This window comes from Pseudobutyrivibrio sp. OR37, from assembly GCF_900113655.1.
Classification (GTDB): Bacteria; Bacillota; Clostridia; order Lachnospirales; family Lachnospiraceae; genus Pseudobutyrivibrio.
The window spans coordinates 19,891-38,580 of sequence record NZ_FOQF01000031.1 but is presented as its reverse complement, the minus strand read 5'-3'; the positions used below and the strand labels follow the sequence as shown (position 1 = coordinate 38,580).

At 37.6% G+C, this 18,690-nt stretch carries 15 protein-coding genes, 1 rRNA gene and 1 pseudogene; 10 read left to right on the top strand and 7 right to left on the bottom strand.

Going from position 1 to position 18,690, the window contains the following annotated elements; translation table 11 throughout:
- Positions 1–325 (top strand): 23S ribosomal RNA (locus BM097_RS13215); the annotation flags it as partial.
- A 178-nt stretch (positions 326–503) separates the two neighbouring features.
- Here the strand turns inward: BM097_RS13215 and BM097_RS13210 are convergent.
- On the bottom strand, positions 504–1,925 hold the full coding sequence (locus BM097_RS13210) for a Y-family DNA polymerase (RefSeq protein ID WP_090550997.1): 1,422 nt from the start codon (positions 1,923–1,925) through the stop codon (positions 504–506).
- Between the two features lie 299 nt (positions 1,926–2,224).
- Here BM097_RS13210 and BM097_RS13205 point away from each other — a divergent pair, with 299 nt between their 5' ends.
- The 3 genes from BM097_RS13205 to BM097_RS13195 are packed head-to-tail and all read left to right on the top strand — an operon-like array spanning position 2,225 to position 5,600.
- Positions 2,225–3,007, top strand: coding sequence for a PrsW family glutamic-type intramembrane protease (locus tag BM097_RS13205; RefSeq protein WP_090550994.1), 783 nt, complete (start codon positions 2,225–2,227; stop codon positions 3,005–3,007).
- A gap of 27 nt (positions 3,008–3,034) precedes the next feature.
- Entirely contained in the window at positions 3,035–4,750 is a 1,716-nt protein-coding gene (locus BM097_RS13200) for a S41 family peptidase (RefSeq protein ID WP_090550991.1), read from the top strand.
- A gap of 19 nt (positions 4,751–4,769) precedes the next feature.
- Positions 4,770–5,600 carry a CPBP family intramembrane glutamic endopeptidase gene (locus BM097_RS13195; protein WP_090550987.1) on the top strand — a complete coding sequence of 277 codons (831 nt, stop codon included), beginning with the start codon at positions 4,770–4,772 and terminating at the stop codon, positions 5,598–5,600.
- A gap of 51 nt (positions 5,601–5,651) precedes the next feature.
- Here BM097_RS13195 and BM097_RS13190 read toward each other — a convergent pair whose 3' ends face one another.
- Together BM097_RS13190 and BM097_RS13185 are read right to left on the bottom strand one after the other, a co-directional pair.
- Positions 5,652–6,275, bottom strand: a complete 624-nt coding sequence (locus tag BM097_RS13190; RefSeq protein ID WP_177197469.1) for an SOS response-associated peptidase — start codon at positions 6,273–6,275, stop codon at positions 5,652–5,654.
- Between the two features lie 10 nt (positions 6,276–6,285).
- The gene (locus BM097_RS13185; protein WP_090550980.1) at positions 6,286–6,513 is read right to left on the bottom strand and encodes a hypothetical protein; all 228 of its coding nucleotides are present in this window, start codon (positions 6,511–6,513) and stop codon (positions 6,286–6,288) included.
- A gap of 364 nt (positions 6,514–6,877) precedes the next feature.
- On the opposite strand from BM097_RS13185, the gene BM097_RS13180 reads away from it, so the two are divergent.
- Positions 6,878–8,908, top strand: a complete 2,031-nt coding sequence (locus BM097_RS13180; RefSeq protein ID WP_177197468.1) for an endo-1,4-beta-xylanase — start codon at positions 6,878–6,880, stop codon at positions 8,906–8,908.
- Positions 8,909–9,228: 320 nt separating this feature from the next.
- Here BM097_RS13180 and BM097_RS13175 read toward each other — a convergent pair whose 3' ends face one another.
- Both BM097_RS13175 and BM097_RS13170 read right to left on the bottom strand, forming a co-directional pair.
- Positions 9,229–9,807 (bottom strand): SGNH/GDSL hydrolase family protein, encoded by a 579-nt coding sequence (locus tag BM097_RS13175; protein WP_090550977.1) that lies wholly within the window; start codon positions 9,805–9,807, stop codon positions 9,229–9,231.
- Positions 9,804–9,962: pseudogene (locus BM097_RS13170) on the bottom strand (GNAT family N-acetyltransferase); the annotation flags it as partial. The gene BM097_RS13175 and the pseudogene BM097_RS13170, both read right to left, overlap by 4 nt.
- Positions 9,963–10,272: 310 nt before the next feature.
- On the opposite strand from BM097_RS13170, the gene BM097_RS13165 reads away from it, so the two are divergent.
- The gene (locus BM097_RS13165) at positions 10,273–10,572 is read left to right on the top strand and encodes a PepSY domain-containing protein (RefSeq protein ID WP_015550988.1); all 300 of its coding nucleotides are present in this window, start codon (positions 10,273–10,275) and stop codon (positions 10,570–10,572) included.
- A gap of 93 nt (positions 10,573–10,665) precedes the next feature.
- Here BM097_RS13165 and BM097_RS13160 read toward each other — a convergent pair whose 3' ends face one another.
- Positions 10,666–11,862: a helix-turn-helix transcriptional regulator gene (locus tag BM097_RS13160; RefSeq protein ID WP_090550968.1), complete on the bottom strand. Its 1,197-nt coding sequence runs from the start codon at positions 11,860–11,862 to the stop codon at positions 10,666–10,668.
- A gap of 183 nt (positions 11,863–12,045) precedes the next feature.
- On the opposite strand from BM097_RS13160, the gene BM097_RS13155 reads away from it, so the two are divergent.
- From BM097_RS13155 to BM097_RS13140, 4 genes are read left to right on the top strand one after another with little or no spacing between them, the layout of a single operon-like run.
- On the top strand, positions 12,046–13,350 hold the full coding sequence (locus BM097_RS13155; RefSeq protein ID WP_090550964.1) for a glycoside hydrolase family 1 protein: 1,305 nt from the start codon (positions 12,046–12,048) through the stop codon (positions 13,348–13,350).
- Between the two features lie 29 nt (positions 13,351–13,379).
- On the top strand, positions 13,380–14,801 hold the full coding sequence (locus tag BM097_RS13150) for an MFS transporter (RefSeq protein WP_090550960.1): 1,422 nt from the start codon (positions 13,380–13,382) through the stop codon (positions 14,799–14,801).
- Between the two features lie 21 nt (positions 14,802–14,822).
- Positions 14,823–15,668: a sugar phosphate isomerase/epimerase family protein gene (locus BM097_RS13145; RefSeq protein WP_028247890.1), complete on the top strand. Its 846-nt coding sequence runs from the start codon at positions 14,823–14,825 to the stop codon at positions 15,666–15,668.
- A gap of 32 nt (positions 15,669–15,700) precedes the next feature.
- Entirely contained in the window at positions 15,701–18,364 is a 2,664-nt protein-coding gene (locus tag BM097_RS13140; protein ID WP_090550956.1) for a family 78 glycoside hydrolase catalytic domain, read from the top strand.
- A gap of 180 nt (positions 18,365–18,544) precedes the next feature.
- On the opposite strand, the gene BM097_RS16935 is transcribed toward BM097_RS13140, so the two are convergent.
- Positions 18,545–18,688, bottom strand: a complete 144-nt coding sequence (locus BM097_RS16935; protein WP_334292395.1) for a DUF554 family protein — start codon at positions 18,686–18,688, stop codon at positions 18,545–18,547.
- Between the last annotated feature and the right edge of the window lie 2 nt (positions 18,689–18,690).

Sequence of the window (18,690 nt, the reverse complement as noted above, 5' to 3'; positions counted from 1 at the left end):
CGAGCTGGGTTCAGAACGTCGTGAGACAGTTCGGTCCCTATCCGGCGCGGGCGTAGGATATTTGAGAGGAGCTGCCCCTAGTACGAGAGGACCGGGGTGGACGGACCACTGGTGTATCAGCTGTCGACCAACGGCATAGCTGAGTAGCCAAGTCTGGACGGGATAAACGCTGAAGGCATCTAAGCGTGAAGCCCCCCTCAAGATGAGATATCCCATTCCTTCAAGGAAATAAGATCCCTTATAGACGATAAGGTAGATAGGTTCAAGGTGTAAGTGCGGTAACGCATTCAGCTGATGAATACTAATAGATCGAAGGTTTATTCTAAAAGAAAAGAATGTAGCAAAAATCGGAAGACAAAGTTTTACTGTGTGAAGTTTTGAGGTTGCTAATAAAGCACTAGCAAGCACAATCCATTAGGAAATGCTTGCTTTTTTTATTAAAAATAAATGACAAAATGTGTGTATAGCTCAGTCGGATAGAGAACATAGCGAAGGACTCAAAACTAGGCTTTGTGTCCTCCAATCTGTTCATTTCTTTCTCTAGTAGTAGCTCCTTCTAGCAGATTAATGCCTTTCAATATGGCGTTAGCTCCATATCGGTTTCTTACATCTAGAAGGGCTGAATGAATCTGTTTTTCTTTATTAAGAGCTGGATAATCTGTAAAAAAATCTAATTGAAAATAACCACCATCATTTTCCACATTACAAGCGCATATACATAGCCGGCGAAATAATATCCTGTGGTCGGTTTTCTTTATAACGTCTTTCATGATGCTTTCAATAACAAGCCTAGAGGTGTTTGTTGCATTGCGGAGGTTTACTGTGCCATTTGAATGGGCTGGGTGTAATCTTCCATACCAGTCAATTGCCAGAGGGCCATCGTATTGAGGGCAGTATTCAAGGCTTTTATAATCGTAGCTTACCCACCAGGTGAATTTTGAAGATACTAGATTCTTCTTGTACATATCGCAGCATAATATATCAATCATCTCTTTCAACACAATGCAAGCTTCCTCGTATTTGTATGGCCTAGGTAGCACCTGGCCGTTGGAAAGAGAGTGGTTATCTGATTTGTAGTTTTTAATATCATGCATTGTGACTGGTTCGATGCCCCAGGCATGATCAATCAGAATTTCTGCATCGATTCCAAAGGTTTTATAGAACCATTCCTCATCTACCTGGGAGCGTTCAGCAATATCTCCCATGGTGAACATCATATTTCGTTCTAGGCGACGAGCCTTTCCATTTCCTATTTGCCAAAAATCTGTAAGTGGCTTGTGTGGCCACAGTAAAGTTTTGTATGAATCTTCCGTAAGAGCAGCAATGCGGACGCCATCTTTATCGGCTATCGCTTTTTTGGCTACGATATCCATGGCTACTTTTGCAAGATATAGATTTGTTCCAATCCCTACTGTGGCGGTGATGCCAGTCTGCTTTAGCACATCTCTAATCATGGTCATAGCCATGACATGAGCGGGACTCTGGCCAGTTTTTATAGCAGTAGCTTTATAAAGGTGCAGGTAAGGAGTGCAATCAATAAAACTTTCATCGATGCTATAAACATGAATATCCTCTGCAGCTACATATTTTAGAAAAATGCCATAGATTTTGGCGGATACTTTTTCATATTCAAGCATGCGTGGAACAGCAGTAATATAAAGAACCTTGGTATGATGAGCCCGTTCGTATTTGGCGATGGCTTGTTTAGCCTCAAATAGCCTAGGTCGACTAGGGACACCTATGGCCTTAAGGGCAGGGGAGACTGCAAGACAGATGGTTTTGTCTGTTCGGCTTCCATCTGCAACTAGAAGATTTGCCTTAAGTGGATCAAGGCCTCTAGCGACACATTCTACGGATGCATAAAATGACTTCATGTCTATAGCGATATAGCATTTAGGTATTAATAAATGATCAGATACATCCATTATGAAACACCTACCAATTCGTTCAACTTCATTTACATTACCTCCTTTATAAAAGTGAATAAAATCGAAAATATGTTTGTTTTTATAAATAATACACCCGAACATGTATTCTTGTAAATCGAACAAATTCTAAAATTTTCAGTAGCGCCTTATCCCTATTAAATATGTCAGACAGTGAACTTATGGCGAAAAAAGTGTGAAATAACTTAGAGCAGGAAAAAGTTATTGTATAATTATTATAATAGTGTGACAGTATCCAATGGATATTGGTAGATTTGTGTTAACGAGGAGGTATCGGGATGATTACTTTTATTCAACAAGCAATTGCAGGATTAGTAACTACTGGAGTTTTGGGGTTTCTCTATATGAGAATGATAAAAAGAGAAAAGCCTGAGCAAATTAGTGTTCCTCAAGCCCTTCTGCCAATTATTCTTGGCATTTTGTCTGAAATAATTTCTTCAAGAGCAGTTATGTATGTGATGATTGGATTGGGAACTGAAAAGGGTGCCCAATATAGTGAATTGCCAACAGTTGCAAGACAATTTATGTCACCATTTTTATTTGCAGCTTTTCCAGAAGAGCTTATTAAGTTAATAATGATAATCATCACGCTGTTGGTATTTAGAAAAAAAGTAAACAATGTCTACGAATATATATTGATTGGCGCAGCAGTCGGTATAGGATTTTCTATAGCAGAAGACATTAGTTACGGCTCTGAATTGATAGGCGTTTTTGTGAGACTTCCAATGCTTCCAGGTCACATGGCAATGGATATGCTTATGGGTGAATTTCTAGGTATAGCCATGTACAATAAGAAAAATAATGCTGGACCTGTAGCAATTTTTAACATAGCTGCATTTGTTGTTCCACTCATTATTCATACTTTATATGATGCTGGTTCAACCAGTAATCACATGGTATTTGAGGGAATGGCAAATCAAGACAACGTGATGCTTACTATAGGTAGCGTGTATGCACTTATCGTAATAGTCGGATTTATTGTTTATTCAATTCGCATAATAATTAGATTTAAAAAGATTGGTGAAAAGTTTAATAATATGATTATTAACGAGATGGAATAATTGGATGATGAATATAGGAGACTATTTATGAGCAGAGCCTTCCATAAAAAAATTCCTGTTTTGATAGTGGTTATATCTTTAATAGCTGGTACTTTGCTTAGTTCTTGCGGAAATTCTGCCAATGATGCCCTAAGAAGTGCTGAGGTACCTTTGTATTTTTATTCTATAGATCAACAAGACAATATTAACCTATATTTTACTGATGATAATTTGGATATACCATACATAGATATAGATGATGCCGAAACGTTGATTGAAAGAGTTTACCACGAAATAAATGAAGATGATGGTTATTCACTGGATGTGACAAAAAAAGGCTCCCTAGTAACACTCACTCGCGATAATCAGTATTATATGGAGATTGACTTTGATAAGGACGAATTTAGCTTCAAGGACTTTGACGCTTTCTTCGTGCCATCATGGTCAAGAACTATAATGGACGTTTTATCACCGGATGGTGTCTTTGATGGTTTTACAATTTCAGAGGAAAGCTCTTATAGCCGCTATGGTTCAGAAGTGGTTATCGACTTGAAAAAGTACGGAATTGATTTAGTCGCTAATGGAGGGAAATACTATGTTCCTTTACAGACTGTAAGCGATATTATGCTAGCCTTACCTTGTTACGTTTTACTGCTATACAATGAAAAGTCAGTCTTTGTATATGAGTATGGTTCGGAAACAGGAAAGGATTTATTAAGAAAATGGTACGAGGCTGAACCAGTCACAGAGAAAAGTGAAGCTCTTTCGGAATTCAGTTATAACGAATTATGCATGGTAATGGATTATTACTATGGACTGAAGGAATTTCATGGAATAGATTCATTTGATGAGTTCCTTTCAGATGTTGCCCTTAAAGATGCATTAAAGAGCCAAAATCCTGCTATAAGCGCTAATGCCCTGAGTGTTTTTTTAGACCTTTATATTGATGATAGTCATAGTGGTTATACTTTGAATTCATGGCGTCTTGGAATGGATGCGGAAGTAGAAAGCAAATATGGACACTCATCTTTAAACAAGTATGAATCATATATGAAATATTATCAGGCCAGGATGGAATATTTCCCAGAGGGAGTGCCAGGCTATCAGGAGGTTGGGAATACAGCATATATAACATTTGATAGTTTTGCGACCAAGGATAAAGATGTTGATTACTATAAAGAACCACCAACAGAAGATACAGAGGATACTATCGGACTGTTTTTATATGCATATTCACAGATAACCAGGGCAAATAGCCCAATTGAAAATGTGGTCTTTGATGTTAGCTTAAATGGTGGTGGAGATTCGGTTACCGCCAGCTATATTATCAGTCTTATTCTGGGTGAAGGTACGGTTTGCATTCAGGATACGTTAACAGGTGCCTATGCAAATGAGTCCTTTAAGGTAGATGCTAATTTAGATGGACGGTATGACGAAAAGGATTCCTTACTCGATTACAATTTGTATTGTCTTACATCACCTTCAAGTTTTTCGTGTGGAAATTTAATGCCAAGTGTACTTAAATCTTCAGGTCGAGCAAAGATTATTGGAGAGCAAAGTGGCGGTGGTGCCTGTGTAGTTATGCCACTTTCAACAGCCGACGGAACATTACTTCAAATTTCAAGTCCGAATCGTCTGAGCTATATGAAAAATGGATCTATCTATGATATTGATCAAGGAGTAGAGCCAGATTATGTGATTGATAAACCAGAACATTTTTATGCTAGAGCGAAGCTGACAGATTATATAAATAGTCTTTATTAAATTTTTTAGGAGAAGAAATATGTTAAAGAGATATATTAATTTTCTGAAAAAGTCACCTATAATTACTGCGACTATCTGTATTATTTATGTGATTATTTGTTTTAAATCCATTAAAACCGACACGAATTTCCAGTTTTTCATTGTAAGAACAATGCTTTGTGGTGCGGTATGTTTTTTCTTATATCAGATATCCGGAGATAAAGCCTTGACTAATTGCGATAATTCCACAGGCTATGTGCTTAAGTATTGCCTGGGCTTCCTTATTTTGTCTGCATTATTTGGAAGTATTTTAATTATTGCACATATAGAGGAAAAGACACCATTTGTAGCCAACCCTTTAAAGGAAATAATCATTGTATTTCTCATGTATATGTCAGTTGGTTTATTTGAGGAACTGGCTTTTAGAGCAGTTATAAATGATGCAATTATTTACAAGTTCCGAAATTGGAAATATGTTTTCGTGCTCAGCGCAATTGTGTCGTCCATTGTCTTTGGCGCTGTGCATATTATTGGGTTTGATATGTCGTCACCAACAGCCTGGGGACAGGCTATCGGTAAAACAGCTGAGGCAGGTCTGTTTGGCTTCGGACTTCTCATACTTTATTGGAAAACCAGAAATATTTGGGCTTGCGCTATCGCTCACGGTCTAAATGATTTCTTTGTTGATTTTCAATCTGGATTATTTGTAAATGAGGAAACATCCCACGGTTACATTTATGAGGGCGATACTGCTATAAAATCAATAATCATGTATTGTGTACTATCAGTAATAAATATAATTTATCTTTCTATCATTTGGAAGAAAGTTGGCAAGACAATCGATTTTAAAAAGATTAGAGAGGAATGGTAAATTAGCTAATAGAAGATATTGAAGACGCAGAAGACGATATAATTGGAGCCATTAGCGAGTTTTTTCTGTAACCATATCAAGTAATGCATATGGTAGAACTTCGTTGGGGTTTGTGTAAGGATTAATCCAGTCTTCGATTTTATCCTTTGGTAGCATAAGAGGCATCCTGTCATGTATCTTACTTAGATCTTCAGTTGGATCTTTAGTTAGAATAACAAAGACAGGATAGCCTTTTTCTATGCGATATAAACCACAGAGCCATGTGGTGGAGCTGCCAGTTGGCTGAATGGCATATTTATTACCGGTTTTTATTTTTCCATCTGGACTCTTAAAATGTTCCCATTCATAGTAATAAGATGCTGGAATTATACATCTATGTGATTGCCAGGCATCTTTGAATGTTGGCTTTTCGCTGGCTGTTTCGAGCCTTGCATTAAATAAAGATCTTTTATTATCCCGGGCAGTGAATCCCCATTGCATTGGAAATACACATTTTTCTCCTTTGGAATTAGGAGCTATAACGGGAACTATATCTGTAGGGCGGACTTCGCCATCAGTGATAAGAGGTCTTGCATGAGTGTCTACAAATTTAGTAGTGAGACGTGAGTTCTTTGCAATATCTATAATTTCTTTCAATTCAGGTTGAGTTATATCAAGTGCATATCTGGTACACATAGTGAACCTCCTATGGATATTCTTCTGCAGGTACATGCTCTAAGTCAGAATAATTGGCCTCAAAAGATTGCTCTGTACTTGCGATTTCTTCGTTAAATCCTTTTAGTGCGTCGAAAGGGCTGAATATTTTGGCGCGTCTGGATAAATCCATAGCTGGGTGTTTAATTGAAAAATCATCAAAAGGCGCGTGCTTTGGTTTACCTCTTTCGTACACTTTTCTGTATCTATCTGTAATCATATCATTTCATCCAATCTCATATATTCGAAAATACGTTTGTCTTCGTAACTGTATAATACACCCGAACACCTATTCTTGTAAATCGAACAAATTATTAAAGATAATTTCCAAGCTTTTTATAAAGCATTCAGCATATCTGCCTCATAAAGATGAGTTTAAAACCTTCCTCATAGTGAGGAGGTTTTTTATCTTACGAATAGCAACTTTTAGGTATTCAAAAGCAATTTTTGATAAGAGTAACTTTTGGGGTGTTGTTAGAATATAATTACACAGACAATATAATAATGCGTAATATCGGACATCTGCGGCGAAATAGTCTGAATACGCATTAAGTATGGCAACAATTCACAAAAGGAGAAGATGTATGAAAAAATTCAAAATCAGAAAACTGATGGCAAGAGTACTGGCACTTGCCTTAGTTTTCAGCACATTTTTTATGGCGTCTAAGGTAGATGCCAACGCTGCCAGCTACAATTTAATGGAGACCTATGGAGCAAAATATGGGTATTCTGGAAACTGTGTGCATACACACATGCTTAGGGATTCAAGAATTGTAAATGCAATCAAAAAGGATTCCAATATAGTAACACTTGGCAATGAAATGAAGCCTGATTACCTTTTGGGAAGCAGACAGGCAACTCTTATTTCGGTTGATGAAGCAAAGCGTCTTGGTTACTATATTCCTTCAAATTACAAAGAGCGTTATGTCCCAAAAATTGATTTTAGAACAGTTGATGAAGCAGTAAAAATTTGCTATGAGAATGGTCTTAAGATGAGAGGTCATACTCTTGTATGGCATTCACAGACCCCAACCTGGCTATTCAGAGAGAATTATTCAGGAAATGGCAGATTTGTAAATACAGCTACTATGGATGCTCGTCTTGAGTTTTATGTTAAGTCTGTAATGGGACATTTCTATTCAGGCAAATACGGTAGCACACTGGTATATTGGGATGTGTGCAATGAGACACTTCATGCTCAGAATTCTGGTTGGGAAGCTGTTTACGGAAGCAACAAGACAAACGCAGTATATGTAAAGAAAGCTTTTAATTACGCATATCAGGTACTTGAGCAGTACAAGCTTACAAATTCAGTTAAGCTTTTCTACAACGACTACAATACATACATGGAAGTCAATGATGTGATAAAATTAGTAAACTACATCAATCAGGGGAAGAAGGTTTGTGCAGGTGTAGGCATGCAGTCACATCTTGGAACAGGCTTTCCTTCAGTAGATTATTATACAAATGCACTTAACTCATTCCTTCGTGCAGGATTTGAAGTGCAGATCACAGAGCTTGATATCACAAACAAAGGCGATTATGATTTGAACAATTACGCATATCGCCTGTTTAAAAATATTAACGCCGCAAAAAAGAATGGTGGAAACATTTCATGTATCACATGGTGGGGACCATCAGATGCAGAGACATGGATTAGAAATGAAAAGCCACTTATCTGGTCAAATATTGGTGTTGCAAAGCCAGCCTATGATGAAGTTGTAAAGGCATTTACAGAGACATTTGGTAATCCTGGCTCATTTACACCACAACCAACGCCAACACCTACACCATCTGGACAAAACGTAAATACGAATTCAACAGCACATATTGATGATGGCTGGTATTATTTAAAGAATACAAATTCACAGAAGTATCTTACAGTTGAAGGTGATTCAGCTAAGGCTGGTGCAAATGTTTGTATTGGAACAGGAAGAGGCCTTGATGGCCAAAAATGGTATGTTAAGAATACAAATGACGGATATATTACCCTCACATCTAAGCTTGGCGACTTCATGCTTGATGTAGCAAATGGTTCTGCTGAAGATGGTGCAAATATTGGTATTTACAATGCATATGGAGGAGATGCTCAGAAGTTCTTATTAAAGAATACCAAGACAAATGGTGTTTATACTATTGCTACAAGGTCTTCTAAGGAAGTGCGTTACATTGATGTTTATGAGCACAAAAAAGTTGAAGGCACCAATGTATGTCAGTGGTTATATTATGGCAATCCAAATCAGGAATGGGTATTTGAGAAGGTAGCTGAGCAGTCAGTTACACCTCAGCCAACACCAGTTCCAACACCAGTTCCACAGCCAGCAGATAAGGGATTAGAGCTTAGTTATACAATCAATAACTGGGGAAGCGGCTTTCAGGTAAGCTATAAGATTTCTAATGCCACAGGAAACACAGTTAACGGATGGACATTAAAGGTAAATAAGAATCAGGTAAACATCGATTCTAGCTGGAATGTAAATGTCACAACAAGTGGTGATTATTATGTAATCACACCGGTTGACTGGAACGCAAGCATTGCAAATGGAGGAAGTATCGAGTTTGGCAGCGTAGGCGTAGGCCAGATAGGAAACTCATTTGATTATGTATTAGAGTAATGATTGGAAATAAGTTAATGGTAACAGATAAAGCTAGTCTACATTTTGAAAGCATAATAGATGGAATGAAATGACACCAAGACCATAGAAAAGAACAATATATATTTACAAATAATTTGATTGTCTATATAATGACGATAAGAAAAGGCGTTACCGATAGACGGTGGCCTAGATTAATTAAAACGTTTTAAGCCGTCCTAAGTTTTCCAGGCTGCAGGACGGCTATTTCTTTGCATTGCTATCTCGGCCAACTTTGTAGCCGATTCCAAATGCTGTAAATAATAATCCAGTAATAGCTACAAATTGCTTTAATGTTAACATCATAATATTCCTTGTAAAACTTCCAATAGAGATTCGGCAAACTTTTTATGCCCATCAATTGAAAAATGAACTCCATCAGAACCCATAGCAATATTCCACTCGCTGGCATCGAAGGCGGTGATGTCATATTGTTTTGCTAGATTGAGGAAGCGCTGGTTCATCTCTATGCAACAATTATGGTAACGCTGCATTTCTGGTTCAATTACTTTGATGTAAGGTGGAGCTATTAGGATGAACTGAGCTTTACAGTTTTCTTTGACATAGCTTAGGATTCTATCAAGCTTTGTCACAACTAGCTCTACGTTGGGATTGTAGGTTAGCAATATGTCATTGGTACCAAGCATCATGACAAAGATATCCTCTGCTGAAAGGTCAGTGAGAAGGTTGGTGAAGTAGCCATACTCTATGGATGGGAGCTGGCGACCGTTCATTCCTTCCTCGATGACATCAAAGCGGTCTGCTAGGGCGTTGCGAACAATAGTAGCCCAGCGTTCATCCTCACCATATCTGCCTCCAAGGAAATCCCTTGGATCATATCCGTATGTATTTGAATCACCAAATAGAATTAGTTTTCTCATAGGGTTAACCTCATTTGATACCAAGTGACATTACCATGCACGGATTCACTTATACCTTCATTTACAAAACCAAACTTTGAATAGTAAGTAATTAGCTTATCTTTACAGGTAAGAACTAGCCCAGATCTACCGTGACTTTTAGCATCTGCTATTGCAGCTAGATCATCTTTAGTAGCAGTTCTGATTTGCATAGTTTCCCTCTTGTTTCTTAGTTTTATACATAGAGAATATATATTATTTATTGGATTTTCAAGGCTTGTTACTATTCACAGTTAAGGACGGAAAGAAAATAATGCTCACAGCAATGTGGGCTTTATTTTTACTTATGGTAACAGATAAGGCTGTGAGCTCAACACCTTTGTAGTTTGTGTTTTATGATGTGATACTTGTGTGACAGACTACATGTTATTCTTTATTCATCAAATAACAAATAATCCTTTAGTTACTACAGAGGAGGAATCAGATATGAAGAAGGTTTTCGTATTTTCATTAGCACTTTTATCAGTTATCGCATTATCAACTGCACCATCAAAGACAGCCATGGCTGCAATGATGGAAAAGGATATTTCGGCAGATAGAGCTTTGCAAATAGCACTTAATAAAGCAGGATATATTGAAAGTGAAGTTGGATATTCTCATGTAGAGGATGACACAGAAGATGGTGTTAGAGTATATGAGGTTAAGTTAGTAGTTGGTCATGTTGAATATACATATGAAATCGATATGACAACAGGCCAGATTTTGGATTCGGAAGTAGACTTATAATTTTCTTTTCATTTAAGTTATTCTCCTTCTTAGAGCTACATCATATGGTGTAGCTCTATTTTTATGTTTAAAAATATGGCATATTGCCTATCACTAGGCTTCCTTTCGATATTCCATAGGTGTCTTTCCAGTCTGCTTTTTGAAAGCAGTTTGAAACCAGCTTTGTGATGAAAATGATAATATTTCTGAAATTGATGATAGTGATAGATCTGTGAAGCGAAGTAGAGCCTCTGCCTCGTGTATTTTTTCTTTAACAATAAAACTCTTTAGTGTCATGCCTGTTTCGGATTTAAATTTTCTGGATAAATGTTCTTCTGATAAATTCACTAATTCAGCAAGTTTCTTGACAGTTATCTGTTCTCTAAAATGATTTTGAACATATATTATTACAGTTCGAATATCACGACTTGTGTTGCCAGGTATATTAACATCTCTGACCAACCTTGCATAGGCAGCGGGAATGAACATTCTTGCTGATAATTGAATTAGGGACTCAACATCAGGCGAGGACTCTATCTGGTCACTAAAAGCCCTTCCTAAAGAGTCAGTAGAACGTAATGGCACGCCTGCAGATAGAGCTGCACGTTGGCTGAGAGAGTTCAAAACAATGAGTGAATTTTTAGCATATCGTAGATTTAATCTATTCATCGATTCCATAAATTGCTCTGGAATAACAAGATTCTCAAGATTTTCAACCATGCCATGAGAAATATAAAATAGAATTCTGTCCTGAATATCTGTGTCAGTGTAGTCATGATCGTCAAAAGTAATCTCTGTTGTAATTGCATTAGTAACTTTCTCTAGCGCATTTATCTGAGTTAAGTTCGTTGAGTATTCGCTAATTGTTTTAATATCGTGTATTTCCACACCCAATAGGGATTCTATTAGAGATAAGGTAGCTTTAAATTGATGTAGGTCAGTCAATTTCATCGAAGCAAGTGTACTCGATATTGCTAAAGCAATCTCTTTTGAATAGCTGGAGCTTATCTGACCCGTAAAATGTTTCAGGGAAACAGAATTCATCTCGACAGTAGTGGCAGGCCCCAAGACGATTATCTGCTTATTTGAAAGATCTGGGATAAATCCCAATAGAAGCAGGGAATCTAAGACAAGACAACAAACTTGATTTGTAAAAGAACTAAAGTGTGTCCATTCAGGAATATCAGATAGTTTAAAAGCGCCATTAAAATTCTTATCAGGGATAAGTTTCTTACATGTCCCATCTAAATCAAATACTGAGATTGGAACTCCATATATTTGATAAATCAATTCTAATTGTGATAATAGCATTTCATATCAGCCTCCCATTGTAACTTTTTCATAAATTTGCGCAGTAGGAAATTGTGCAAAAAGGGAAAAATATAGCAAATATCATAAAACTATAATACACATCAAATTAATAAAATACAATATCTGTTCATCCCAATATAATGTGTTCACAACTTAACATTTAACTAAGGAGGAAGAAGGAATATGTTTGAGAAGAGTTTTTTATTGGGGGCTGCCACAGCTGCACATCAGGTAGAAGGAAACAATATTTACAGTGATTATTGGGTTCAGGAGAATTTGGAGCACAGTATGTTTGATGAACCTTCTGGTTTGGCAGTAGATCATTATCATCATTTTGAAGAGGATATAAAGCTATTAAAGGATGCTGGACTGAATGCATATCGATTTTCAGTTGAGTGGGCAAGAATACAGCCAGAGGAGGGCAAATGGGATTCTGCAGAAGTAGAGCATTACAAGGATGTCATTAAGTGCTGTGTAGAAAATGGAGTGGAACCGGTTATCACTCTAATGCACTTTACATCTCCTAAGTGGTTAATTCGTAAAGGCGGATGGGAGAATCCTGAGGTCATTGATGATTTTGCTGCATACTGCGGACGAATTGTTTCAGAATTGGGAGAAGGAATTCATTATGTTTGCACCATCAATGAAGCCAATATGCGTTATCAATTGGCTGGACTGATGAAAAGCATGATGGCTCGCATGAGTGCAAGTCGTTCTCTAGAAGAAAAACAGGCAGAAGAAGATTCGAAGGTTCAGGTTGGTATCAATTTGGATCAGAATCGTATGATTCAAGCTGCAATGGAAAGTGCACAGGCATTTGGATTTAAAGACCCAAGAGATGTTGCTGTATTTGTATCACAGTGCTCAGATGAAGGAGACCGAATTGTAATGAAAGCACACATGGCTGCGGTAAAAGCAATTCGAGAAGCTAGGCCTGATTTAAAGGTTGGAATTACATTATCATTGCATGATTTACAATCACTTGAAGAATCAAATAGTGCAGAATCAACTAAAGCAGTTGAAAGAGTATGGGATGAAGAATTACTTCATTATCTTCCAGCTATTGAAGGCGATGATTTCCTCGGCGTCCAATGTTATACGAGAAAATGCTTCGATGAGCAGGGGGAGGAACGTTTACCTGATGGAGTTAAAACAACCCAGATGGGATATGAAAACTATCCTAAAGCAATTGGAAATGTAGTTCGAAAGGTGGCAAAGTCCTTCAAAGGAGATTTAATTGTTACGGAAAATGGAATTGCAACATCAGAAGATAACGAGAGAGTAGAGTACATAAAAACTGCTACTGATGAGATTAAATCATGTATAGATGATGGATTACCAGTTAAAGGGTATTTTTATTGGTCATTACTAGACAATTTCGAATGGCAAAAGGGATTCAAGATGACCTTTGGACTTATTGGCGTTGATCGAAATGATATGAGCCGACATCCAAAGGAAAGCCTGAGATTTCTTGGAAGTCTACGCTAGATACAAAATGATAGTAAAAAGGAGCAAAAATGGAAAATCAGATTAATTACAGAAAAGCAAAGAACTGGCAAATTGCCTTATCACAAATGAATTCTGCAAACGCAATGTGTTTTTATATCTTAATGACTTACGTCAGTTATGTTGGAAATGCTGGGTATGGTATTGCAACTGCGATAATGGGCACTATTCTTACATTCAGTAGAATACTTGAGGGTGTTCTAAATCCTGTAATTGCAGTATTCGTGGATAAATTTAACACCAGATTTGGAAAGATTCGTATATTCCTTTTTGGCGGATGGCTGATTCAGTCTGCAGCGGTTTTATTGTTATTTATTTGGGGAAGTGGTAAAGGACATGGAATTATACTTTTCGTAGTAATGTATGTCATTTATTTATTTGGATACGCCATGAATAATGTTGCAGGCCAAATAATGGGTCCGGTAATGACAAATGATCCTGAGCAAAGACCAATGGTAGGGGTATGGGCAACTGTTTATAGTTACTTTGCGCCAATGATTATGACAATTTTAATCACAATGGTAATTCTTCCAAAGTATCAAAATACATATTCTGTTGAAATGCTTAGCACTTCGTGCATTGTAACAGTGACAATCTCTCTTGTGTTCATTATTCTGGCTTGCATAGGTGTATCTGAGACTGACTGTCCAGAAAATTTTGAAGATGTGGCTGCAACCAATAATGAAAAGGTTTCTTTTAAAGATATGGTTTCGCTTTTAGGCAAGAATAAAGCAATGCAAACCTACGTGATTTCAGCCTCTGCTGTAAAACTTGCAAATCAGGTTGGTAGTCAATCTATTGTATCAACAATGATGTTTGGAATACTGATCGGAAATATGCAGCTTTCCACATTAATCAGTGTAATTGCGATGCTTCCTTCAATCGTGTTCGCCATTATTGGAGGAAAGTATGCAGGTAAGCATGGAAGTAGAAAAGCTATTTCATTCTGGTCATTTGTAAGTCTCATTGCAACAGTACTTATGACTGTATTTTTACTGACAATTAATACGAGAACGATTACAGTTGCAGTACTTCCAACTATTGTATATTTCGTTTTAACTCTAGCTGTTAATGGAACAAAAATGGGTGTCACAGCAGCTACAACATCAATGAGTGCGGATGTAGTCGATTATGAGAAAGACCGTTCTGGAAAGTTTATTCCTGCTGTTGTTACAGCTACCTATTCTATGATTGACCGACTTGTATCGTCGTTAGCAACAGTGATTACCATGGGCTGTGTTGCTCTTATTGGTTATGAGACAACTATGCCACAGCCAAATGATCCTATGACTAATGGTATTAAGTATCTGACAGTGTTATTGCTTTATGGATTTCCAATAATAGGATGGATTATCTCAATTATATGCATGAAAATAAGCCCTCTTTCAAAGGAAAAGATGGCTGAGATTCAGGCAAAAGGCCAGAAGAAATAATAGAAAGTGAGGTAGTAGAGGGTGATTCGAGGAATACAACAGTTTCAGCTTCGAACCGTGATAGGCAATCAAAAAAAGGCACAAGACACATTGGGTAGATTGAGAGCGTCTGGCTATCAGGGGATTGAATTATGTTCATACATGATTCACCCCATGCCATTTATCATAAGAGCCTTGACTCGTCTGGCAGGGATGCCTATGGGAAAAAGTGGCAAGCTGAACTGGAAAAAATTGATAGATGAGTCCGGCCTTAAAGTTATTAGTTTACACTCTGACTTGGGTAGCGTATTGAAAAGAACAGAGGAAGTGGCAAAAGAGGCTCATCTTTACGGAACAAAATATGTGGTTATTACAGGCATGCATCACTTTGATTATACCGATGAGAAGGCAGTTTATGACCTGGCAAATAATTTGAATGAAGCAGGAAAATTGCTAAAGAACGAAGGACTAAGTCTTTTATATCACAACCACAATTGCGAGTTCAGAAGATTAAAAAGTGGAAAGATGGCCTATGAAGTTTTGATTGAAGAGACCAATCCGGAATATGTGAATTTTGAATTTGATTCATATTGGGCTGCTGATATTGGAGTGAATCCTGAATACTGGATGGGTAAACTTGGGCAGCGAATGAAACTTTGGCATATCAATGATAGAGGCTCAAAACAGACGGGACCACTTTCATCAATCTTAAAAACCGATAGTTGTGAGCTTGGAAAAGGAAGTATGGATTTACAAGGAATGCTTGAAATTGCAAAAGAGAATGAAGTAGAAGCGGTTGTTCTTGAAAGCCATAGAAATTGGGAACAGAAGTCACCAATAATTTCTGCTGAAATTAGTTCTCAGTTTCTAAAAGAGTATGTGAATTAAAACACCCAATGAGCGAGAGGTAACAGGAATAGATGAAAGCAATAAATTGTAAAACCGAGTACCGGAATAATCCTATAGGAATAGATGCACAGGATTTATATGTTTCATGGCAGTGTCAGGAAGGTATTATGCAGAGCGCATACCAAATAGTTGTAAAAAAGGGTAGTGAGATAATACTTGATACTGGCAAGGTAGAATCCAAGAAAATGCATGCTATTATTGCACCAGAGCATAGGTCAAGAGATAACATGTCATGGACTATCCGTTTATGGGATCAGGACGATTGCTCAGGTGAATGGGCAGATGGAGGCACCTTTGAATATGGCCTGCTTAACAGTGATGACTGGTATGCTAAATGGATTGAGCCAAGTGAGGAAATTGGGTATCAATTTGATATAGGTACTCCAGATTATATGAACTCTACGGCTTTAAAAGCATGGAACGAGAAAAAGCATAAAAAAAAGGAAGTGTTTCTTCCTCATAAGCCAGCATCAGTTTTTAGAAAGAAATTCTGCCTGGATTCAATGGAGAAAATAGAGACTGCAAGAGTATATGCCAGTGCTTGTGGACTCTATGAAATATATATAAATGGGCAAAAAATAACTGATTATGTGCTTACACCAGGAACAGCCAATTATAAATTCGAAATACCATATCAAACATATGACATTTCAAACTATGTTAAGACTGGAGAAAATGAAATACATATTATCTTAGGTGATGGTTGGTATCGTAGTACATCAGGTGTAGATGGTGACAGAAATTTATTTGGCGAAAAAACGGCAGTAATATGCCAGCTAGAGATTAACGGGAAAGCCATTGTGTCAACTGATAACACATGGCAAGCATCACAAAATGGCCCTCTTAGACAGAATGATATGCAACATGGCGAGGTATATGATGCCAGAATGGAGGACTTGTCAGATGATGAGATGGCTTGGCATGAAGTGAAGGAAGTACCTATTGGGTATGAGCTTTTGAAAGCAATGGATACTGTGCCTATACTAAGAATGGAGAGGTTTGATGCAACAATCATTAAAACTCCAAAAGGAGATACAGTTCTTGATTTTGGTCAAAACCTAGCGGGACAGATTGAGCTTATAATTCCAAATGGAGCGGCAGGAGAAAAAATACGCCTGATTCATGGTGAGACATTAGACCAAAATGGAGAGTTTACACAGGAAAACTTTCAAGATAGAAAACGTCATAAAGAAGGTGGAACCTACCAGACTATTGATTATACAATGAAAGCTGGGTATAACCATTATCATGCAAACTTTACCATCATGGGATTTCGTTATGTAAAAGTAGAGACAAATGCCGATTTATCAAAAGCAGTATTCTATGCCCATGCGGTGTATTCTCAGATGATGGATACTCTTTCAGTGACTACATCAAATACAGCGCTAAATCAGTTGGTAAAAAATGCAATGTGGAGTCAGAAAGGAAACTTTTGTGATATTCCAACAGACTGCCCAACAAGAGAACGTGCTGGTTGGACTGGCGATGCTGGTATATTTGCATATACAGGACTGCGTTTGATGGAATCAGTTCCTGTATTGAAAAAATGGTTAAGACAGTGTAGGTATACACAGCTTTCTGATGGAAGAGTAATGAACATTGCACCTCCTAACAATAAACCTGGATTTTTTGCCAAGCTATTGGCTGGATCCGTTGCGTGGGGAGACGCTATTATAATTGTGCCTTGGGAAATATATCAATTGACCGGGGATAAGCGTGTTCTCAGTGAAAACTATAGCATGATGTGCAACTGGTATTCATTCTTGAAGAAAGAGGCGCGTAAGAAAAAACTTTTTAACAAGTCTCATTCGAAAAAGAATAGAAATTATGTGATCGAAAAGGGGATGAATTATGGCGAGTGGTGTGAGCCAGGCCGAAGCGCGGCTGAAAGCATGAAGGATGGTAACTATGATGTTGCTAATGCCTATTTTGCATATTCCGGAATGCTTATGTCAAAGATTGCCAAAATTTTAGATAGACCTGAAGCTGAAGTCAATGAGTTAATTCGCGTGTCTGAGAAAGCAAGACAAGGCTATATTGAAGTTTATACAGAAAATGGATTGATTACTACAGAACGCCAATGTCAATTAGTACGACCACTGGCTTTTGGGCTTTTACACGAAGAGGCCGACAAGCTTGCGGCAAAACAGTTAGCTGTGATGGTAAAAAGAGAAAATGGAAAGCTAAATACAGGATTTCTAACCACACCTGAAATATGCAGGCAGCTGGCGAAAAGAGGATATATAAAAGAGGCATATCAATTGCTATTGAATCCACAAATGCCAGGATGGTTATATGAGGTAAATCAAGGTGCCACAACCCTTTGGGAAAACTGGGATGGAATTCAGCCGGGAAAGGAACCAAAAGCATCTCTTAATCACTATTCTTATGGAGCTGTTGTAGGCTGGATTATGGATGGTGTATGTGGAATACACTATTGTGATGGTGAGCTGATAATACAACCTGAAATATATATAGGTGATGATGCAAATGGACTTACTTCTGCAAAAGCAACATATGATTCACCAGCAGGAAAAATAGAAATGGGATGGGATTATATTAACGAAAAAGTTCATATTCATCTATTTATTCCTGTAGGACTTGAAGCAAAATTAATCCTTCCAAATGGAACGCAGCAACGGGTTTTAGCCGGTGAGTATAACTATATGTGCTGACAAAATATGAATTCATTGTCTATGAGTCGAGGATTGCCCTGGCTGTAACCGGCAAGTGCAGTGATGGCATTACTGTCAATGATTGTGGAAGCGCCACCTGCACGGTTTAGCTTATGGTAAATATACTGAGCTTCATCAATGGCTAAGATGACAGGTTTTCATTTGGAGACTCCTTTTTTGTTAGTTAAAAAATGGGATATAAGCTGTTATTACAGCGAGAACTGCGGCAGGTAGCATATTTGCTACACGAATCTTTTTGCCCCAAACAAGATTTAAGCCTACACAGAATATCAGTATTGATCCTATTAATGAAAGATAGTCCATGA

Bases quoted from the DNA above. Each gene is read 5' to 3' on its own strand.
- BM097_RS13185 (WP_090550980.1), bottom strand. From the start codon at position 6,513: ATGATTACAGATAGATACAGAAAAGTGTACGAAAGAGGTAAACCAAAG.
- BM097_RS13205 (WP_090550994.1), top strand. From the start codon at position 2,225: ATGATTACTTTTATTCAACAAGCAATTGCAGGATTAGTAACTACTGGA.
- BM097_RS13140 (WP_090550956.1), top strand. From the start codon at position 15,701: ATGAAAGCAATAAATTGTAAAACCGAGTACCGGAATAATCCTATAGGA.
- BM097_RS13155 (WP_090550964.1), top strand. From the start codon at position 12,046: ATGTTTGAGAAGAGTTTTTTATTGGGGGCTGCCACAGCTGCACATCAG.
- BM097_RS13195 (WP_090550987.1), top strand. From the start codon at position 4,770: ATGTTAAAGAGATATATTAATTTTCTGAAAAAGTCACCTATAATTACT.
- BM097_RS13160 (WP_090550968.1), bottom strand. From the start codon at position 11,862: ATGCTATTATCACAATTAGAATTGATTTATCAAATATATGGAGTTCCA.
- BM097_RS13210 (WP_090550997.1), bottom strand. From the start codon at position 1,925: ATGGATGTATCTGATCATTTATTAATACCTAAATGCTATATCGCTATA.
- BM097_RS13150 (WP_090550960.1), top strand. From the start codon at position 13,380: ATGGAAAATCAGATTAATTACAGAAAAGCAAAGAACTGGCAAATTGCC.
- BM097_RS13200 (WP_090550991.1), top strand. From the start codon at position 3,035: ATGAGCAGAGCCTTCCATAAAAAAATTCCTGTTTTGATAGTGGTTATA.
- BM097_RS13180 (WP_177197468.1), top strand. From the start codon at position 6,878: ATGAAAAAATTCAAAATCAGAAAACTGATGGCAAGAGTACTGGCACTT.
- BM097_RS13165 (WP_015550988.1), top strand. From the start codon at position 10,273: ATGAAGAAGGTTTTCGTATTTTCATTAGCACTTTTATCAGTTATCGCA.
- BM097_RS13190 (WP_177197469.1), bottom strand. From the start codon at position 6,275: ATGTGTACCAGATATGCACTTGATATAACTCAACCTGAATTGAAAGAA.
- BM097_RS16935 (WP_334292395.1), bottom strand. From the start codon at position 18,688: ATGGACTATCTTTCATTAATAGGATCAATACTGATATTCTGTGTAGGC.
- BM097_RS13175 (WP_090550977.1), bottom strand. From the start codon at position 9,807: ATGAGAAAACTAATTCTATTTGGTGATTCAAATACATACGGATATGAT.